Raw genomic sequence first — 5,400 nt, 5'->3', positions numbered from 1 at the left:
CTGGATAATCGTTTTTGTCGAAACCCTTTGTCGATAGATATAGTGATGAAAGCCACTTCTATTTGCACTTGTGTATTTTTATGATTATTTCGCTATTTCACAGAAAAATAAGTCGCAAATTGTCAATTACCAATACGGGTTTTCGACAAATGGTGATTAGCGGAAGATGGGATATTAACTTAATTTCTCAGAGATTAATTGGCTTTTTTCTTTTAGCCGATCAACCAATTCTTCAATATTCAATAATCCCAACCGGGCGACTGGTCCATAAATACTAAGAGAAGCTGCAACTTGGTTATTTTGAAAAATGGGAACAGCTATTCCCATGACGCCTACTGAGATTTCCTCCCTCGTTATTGAAAATCCAACTTCCCTCACATACTCTAATTCCCTAATTAAGGTTTCCCCAATTTGAGAAAACTGTGTCTCTATCGAAAAATGCTGTTTTGCCCGCTCAAACGTTTCTGCATCCATAAAAGCCAGCAAAGCTTTTCCCGAAGCTCCTACATTCATCGGATAGGACTTACCTACCGGTATTGACCACCTCAATTCATTTTTTGACTCAAATTGATGTACAACAATTTGTTTGTCATTTAGATGAATATGCAGCCCAACTGTTTCTCCTACTTCATCCCGTAGTTCCTCCAGAAACTTTTCCGACACAGTTTTTAATATGTTTTTGTCGAAAAACGGTAAAGCCAATCGCAGAACTCCGAAATCAAGACTATAATTTTGAGTTTTCTCGTTAAAACTGACAATTTGCTTTTCTAATAAGGAGTTCAAAATTCTCTGCATAGTACTTTTGGATACATCTAATATCCTGCTTGCTTCTCTAACACCAATGTCGCTTACCTCTAGGCTCAGGTATTCGATCAGTTCAATGGTCTTTTCAACATGTTTAATGGTGTCCCTTTTAGTTTCACTATCTTGAGAAGTTAATTTCTCAATTTCCATCCCAAATCCCTCATCTTTCTAATATTCTCACATAGACTGTTTAAAAAATTCTGGTACGATGTACCAATAGTATATCTTATGTTACAATTAAATTCTCAAATAATTATGAGTATTTCAAGTAATTTTTTTCAGGAGTGGTTAAAATGGCTCGTAACCTAAAACTATGGTCCTTCTTATTTTTCGTTATATTAGGAAGTTTAATTTGGTTTATGCCTGAAGTTGAGGGGTTATCAACCGACGGTAAACTTACATTAGTTTTTATTCTACTCGCAATTTTGCTTTGGTCTACAGGAATTATTGCTCCCGCTTATACAACATTCTTGCTTTTTATCTGTTTTTTATTAGCAGAAATTGCGCCTGCAAATGAATTATTTTCTTACTTTCTATCTCCCCTTATTTGGATGATCGTTGGATCCTATCTTATGTCGCATGCTATTCGCAAATCCGGTCTTGCGAAAAGAATCTCATATCACTTTACATTAAAATTTGTCAATTCCTACAAGAGTTTAATAATTTTTATTTTTTTCTTGGGCTTGGTATTGAGTATTTTTATCCCGCATCCGTTTCCTAGAGTATTTTTGATGATGTCCATCGTCGACTACATGATTTACAGCACTGATATGGACAAAACAACAAAAAGATATATAGGATTTTCAGTATTTGTGAGTGTAACGGTGACCGGCACTATTTTTTTAACAGGCGACACATTACTAAATGGTGCTGCATTTACATTATCAGGCAAAGAAATGAGCTGGTGGCTTTGGTTTAAGGCAATGTCAATTCCTGGTATAGCTACTTCGATTTTAACATTAATCGCATATTTATTCACGTTTCGACAAAAAACAAAGTTTCTGCTTGACAAACACCTGTTGAAACAAGAACTGGACTTAATGGGATCGTTTACCGCTGCTGAATGGAAGGCAACCTTTTGGGTTGGTTTAGCAGTTTTATTATGGTTTTTGGAACCTCTACATCATATCAACCCGGCATGGATAGCTTTATTATCAGCAACTGGTCTTGCTTTACCGATCGTTGGGGAACTTTTAGATGAAGAGGATATCTCAAAAAGTGTAAATTGGAATATCATTTTATTTATTGTAGGAGCTCTATCAATTGGTTCAATCGGATATAAAACAGGTATGTCAACTTGGATATTGCAATCATTGACTCCTAGTCACCTACCGCAACAAATAACTTTCTCTATCCTTATCATCGTACTCTTGTCCTTGCTAATACATATGCTAATAGGCAGCGCATCTGCAACTATGAGCTTGATCATTCCTCCATTAGTCCAGATGTTCCCTCACATAGACAGTTTTCTTGTTGCCCTTACTGTTTATTCAACAGTTGGAACTCATTATTTTCTGCCGTTTCATAGTGTAGTCATTCTATTAGGTGTAGGAAAAACGGGTCATTTTACTCAAAAGGAGGTTCTTAAATTCGGGATCCCTTTGACGCTTATTGTATTGTTGATTACCAATGTTATTCAACCGCTATGGTGGAAAATTGTCGGTTTTTTGTAGATTAAATATTCTTAATATTCATAATATAACATTGACTAGCAACTAGTTTGTGCTATAATTACGTTGAAAATATAATGTTCGGGACATTGTACCGTAAAATGGTGGTGATTGCTTTTTAGAACTCAAAAGATGAGCTATTTTAGCGTGAATCCAAAAAAAGATAGAAGGGTAGGGAACTTTTATGGGTGAAAAAACTGCTCCTTGGTACAAGGAGATCTCTCGTTATCAATGGAAAACTCTTTCGGTCGCAGTTACTGGATACGCTCTTGATGCAATGGATTTTCTCCTCTATTCTACTGTAATCATGCTGATAATCAGCGAGTTTGGTATTACACCAGGGTTTGCAGGTCTTATCTCTTCGGCTTCTCTTATGGCAGCCGTTTTGGGGGGATATTTGTTTGGGGTTCTATCAGATTTTATTGGCCGCTCAAAAGCTTTATATATCACCGTAATAATATATTCGATAGGTACATTCATGTCTGGGTTCTCTCAAGATGCTACCCAACTGCTAATGTGGAGAATATTGCTTGGACTTGGAATGGGAGGAGAATGGGGAGCAGGGATGGCCCTTGTAAACGAAACCTGGCCTTCGAAGCATCGGATGAAAGCAATCGGTTTTGTTCAAGCAGGATGGCCAATTGGTTACCTCGTAGCAGTTATAATCAGTTCTATTGTTGTGCCCCACCTAGGTTGGAGAGGGCTTTTTATGTTAGGTGTCGTTCCTGCAATTATTGTAGGAATAATGAGACTGAAAATGCCTGAACCACCAAGTTGGATCGAAACTAAAAAGAGTGAAAAAATCAATCCGGTTGAACTTTTCCATAGAAAATATATAAAGCGAACCTTTATTCTTACACTTTTTACTACCGGAGGATTATTTGGTTACTATGCTGGAGGTACATGGCTGCCAACGATGATTAAAGGACCGGCTGAAGAAGGTGGTTTCGCTTCTCCAGAGTTAGTATTGCCGTTAATGCTCGTAATGAATATGCTGGGAATTATCTCCTTCCCTCTCTACGGTTATTTAGTTGATAGGTTCGGAAATCAGAAATCAGTAATTAGTCTTTGCGGGATCACTTGCGCAATCGGGATGGGTATTATGGCATTCGCAGGGTCAAATATTGGTATGCTAACAATCGGATTAATAATGATCGGTTTGTTTGAAGCATTTTTTGTAAGTTATGGTGTTACAATTTCTGAATCTTATCCTACTCGTATTAGGGGAACTGCGCTAGGGTTTGTCTTCAACACTGGAAGACTAATTGGAGGCCAGGCACCGGTTATGGTCGGTATGCTGGCTATAACAATGGGTCTCAGCAAAGCCATGATTATAGGCTCAGCAGGTTTCATATTAGTTGCCTTAGTCTCTTTAATTTTACCTCAGCGAAATTTAGAGCAAGTTGAAAGCGTTTCCAACGATATCCAAAGCCATCCAAAAGAAGCACAAATATAATATTGGCAGATTATAAATTATATAGAGTTGTTTCGCCTGTTTGTAAGGAGAAAACAATCAATTAGTGGAGTGATCCCTTATTTCCGCATTCGATGACATGTAACCGGGTAAAACTCCACATGCTTATTTTCTGAATGGTTATAGATATCTACTAAGTATGCCTTTATGACAATTCTGAAATGTAAACATAAATATTCCTTCCGAGGAGTGAGAAAATGAGCACAACCATTTATTCAATTGAGGGAAAAGTGATAAGCCGTAATCAACTAGGTAGGACTATTGGATTTCCCACTGCAAACTTGTCATTGACCTCACTCGATTCCCCTATTAATAAGGGAGTGTATGGAGTGACAGTTTCATATAGCAATAAAGATTATCTGTAAGCGTCAAACTTCCCCCACCTAGTTCAAGCTTAATCGGGATGCGATAATCTTCTCATGAACTAATATGAGGAGGTTACTTAATGGAAAAAACAGAATTGCATAAGGAATGGGAACGCCGAATTGGCATTTTTGAGGCAAGTGGACAGACTCAAGCTAAATGGTGTGCTGCTAATGATTTGAACATTCACCAGCTAAAGTATTGGTTGAAAAAAATTAAAGGTCCTAAGTCCACTAATGAAACCAAATCCAAATTTACACCAGTCCTTCTTGCAGAAACATCCACGAATGATACATTAGAGATCAAAGTCGGACAGGCATCCGTTGAAGTCAGACCGGGCTTTGACCCACGTCGTTAGGACGCTTAAGACATTATGTTAAATGAAGCAGCTATAGACTCGGTCTACCTCGCTCAAGGTAGTACAGATTTGAGAAAGTCCATTGATGGATTGGCCGTTATTGTAAAAGAAGAGTTTGATCTGGATCCCTTTTCTCCCTGCCTTTTTGTTTTCTGTAATAGGCAGCGGGATAAATTAAAAATTCTTCATTGGAATCACAATGGTTTCTGGCTTTATTACCGCCGATTGGAACGGGGGCCATTTCAGTGGCCATCCGAGAACAACTCGGTTCCTTTAAAGATAAATCCTCGTCAATTGCGCTGGCTACTCGATGGACTATCGTTGGAACAGAAGCAGGCTCATCCAGCTGTAACCGCCAGAGCTGTGATATGAAAAAGAATGAATATAGAGGAAATCCGTCCACTTTTGTCGTATAAGGGGTCCTACCAACAAAACGCGGAAAACATACGCTAAGAGAATTTTGGAATGAAAAAAGCCGATTTCCCCTACGCTAAGAGAGTAACATCAGGAAAATACGGGTTTACAACGGTAAGGAAATCCAAATATAAAAAAAAAGCCTAATTTCTCGCTTTTAACACCGAGAAATTAGGCTTTAGTTACTTCATTAAAGCGCCCGATTGTTTAGTAACACTTAGTAGGCCTAGTCACAGGGTTGCTGCTCTAGTCCGTCAGATAAATCCCAATAAGAGGGATTTTATGGCTCCTCGCCATTTAGTGTGGGAAAGTTAGTG

6 protein-coding genes are annotated in these 5,400 nt (G+C 38.2%); 5 read left to right on the top strand and 1 reads right to left on the bottom strand.

The genetic code is table 11. The features are described from left to right. Positions 1 to 174: 174 nt before the first annotated feature. Positions 175 to 954 carry an IclR family transcriptional regulator gene (locus ELQ35_RS21960; protein WP_126867309.1) on the bottom strand — a complete coding sequence of 260 codons (780 nt, stop codon included), beginning with the start codon at positions 952 to 954 and terminating at the stop codon, positions 175 to 177. A 143-nt stretch (positions 955 to 1,097) separates the two neighbouring features. On the opposite strand from ELQ35_RS21960, the gene ELQ35_RS21955 reads away from it, so the two are divergent. From ELQ35_RS21955 to tnpB, 5 genes are all read left to right on the top strand, one after another. Further along, positions 1,098 to 2,477 (top strand): SLC13 family permease, encoded by a 1,380-nt coding sequence (locus tag ELQ35_RS21955; protein ID WP_126867308.1) that lies wholly within the window; start codon positions 1,098 to 1,100, stop codon positions 2,475 to 2,477. A 181-nt stretch (positions 2,478 to 2,658) separates the two neighbouring features. Further along, positions 2,659 to 3,930, top strand: a complete 1,272-nt coding sequence (locus ELQ35_RS21950; RefSeq protein WP_126867307.1) for an MFS transporter — start codon at positions 2,659 to 2,661, stop codon at positions 3,928 to 3,930. Between the two features lie 215 nt (positions 3,931 to 4,145). After that, complete coding sequence (locus ELQ35_RS21945) at positions 4,146 to 4,313, top strand: riboflavin kinase (protein ID WP_126867306.1); 168 nt, start codon at positions 4,146 to 4,148, stop codon at positions 4,311 to 4,313. Between the two features lie 80 nt (positions 4,314 to 4,393). Further along, positions 4,394 to 4,669 (top strand): IS66 family insertion sequence element accessory protein TnpA, encoded by a 276-nt coding sequence (tnpA, locus tag ELQ35_RS21940; RefSeq protein ID WP_246026174.1) that lies wholly within the window; start codon positions 4,394 to 4,396, stop codon positions 4,667 to 4,669. 15 nt (positions 4,670 to 4,684) lie between these two features. After that, positions 4,685 to 5,041: an IS66 family insertion sequence element accessory protein TnpB gene (gene tnpB / locus ELQ35_RS21935; RefSeq protein ID WP_126867305.1), complete on the top strand. Its 357-nt coding sequence runs from the start codon at positions 4,685 to 4,687 to the stop codon at positions 5,039 to 5,041. Positions 5,042 to 5,400: the final 359 nt, after the last annotated feature.

This window comes from Peribacillus cavernae (assembly GCF_003989135.1).
Lineage (GTDB): Bacteria > Bacillota > Bacilli > Bacillales > DSM-1321 > Peribacillus > Peribacillus cavernae.
The sequence above is the reverse complement of the archived record's forward strand: the minus strand, read 5'-3'. Positions and strand labels throughout refer to the sequence as shown.

What these genes read in the sequence shown, in the direction of transcription:
- ELQ35_RS21960 (WP_126867309.1), bottom strand. Translation starts at nt 954, where the DNA reads ATGGAAATTGAGAAATTAACTTCTCAAGATAGTGAAACTAAAAGGGAC.
- ELQ35_RS21945 (WP_126867306.1), top strand. Translation starts at nt 4,146, where the DNA reads ATGAGCACAACCATTTATTCAATTGAGGGAAAAGTGATAAGCCGTAAT.
- tnpA (WP_246026174.1), top strand. Translation starts at nt 4,394, where the DNA reads ATGGAAAAAACAGAATTGCATAAGGAATGGGAACGCCGAATTGGCATT.
- ELQ35_RS21955 (WP_126867308.1), top strand. Translation starts at nt 1,098, where the DNA reads ATGGCTCGTAACCTAAAACTATGGTCCTTCTTATTTTTCGTTATATTA.
- ELQ35_RS21950 (WP_126867307.1), top strand. Translation starts at nt 2,659, where the DNA reads ATGGGTGAAAAAACTGCTCCTTGGTACAAGGAGATCTCTCGTTATCAA.
- tnpB (WP_126867305.1), top strand. Translation starts at nt 4,685, where the DNA reads ATGTTAAATGAAGCAGCTATAGACTCGGTCTACCTCGCTCAAGGTAGT.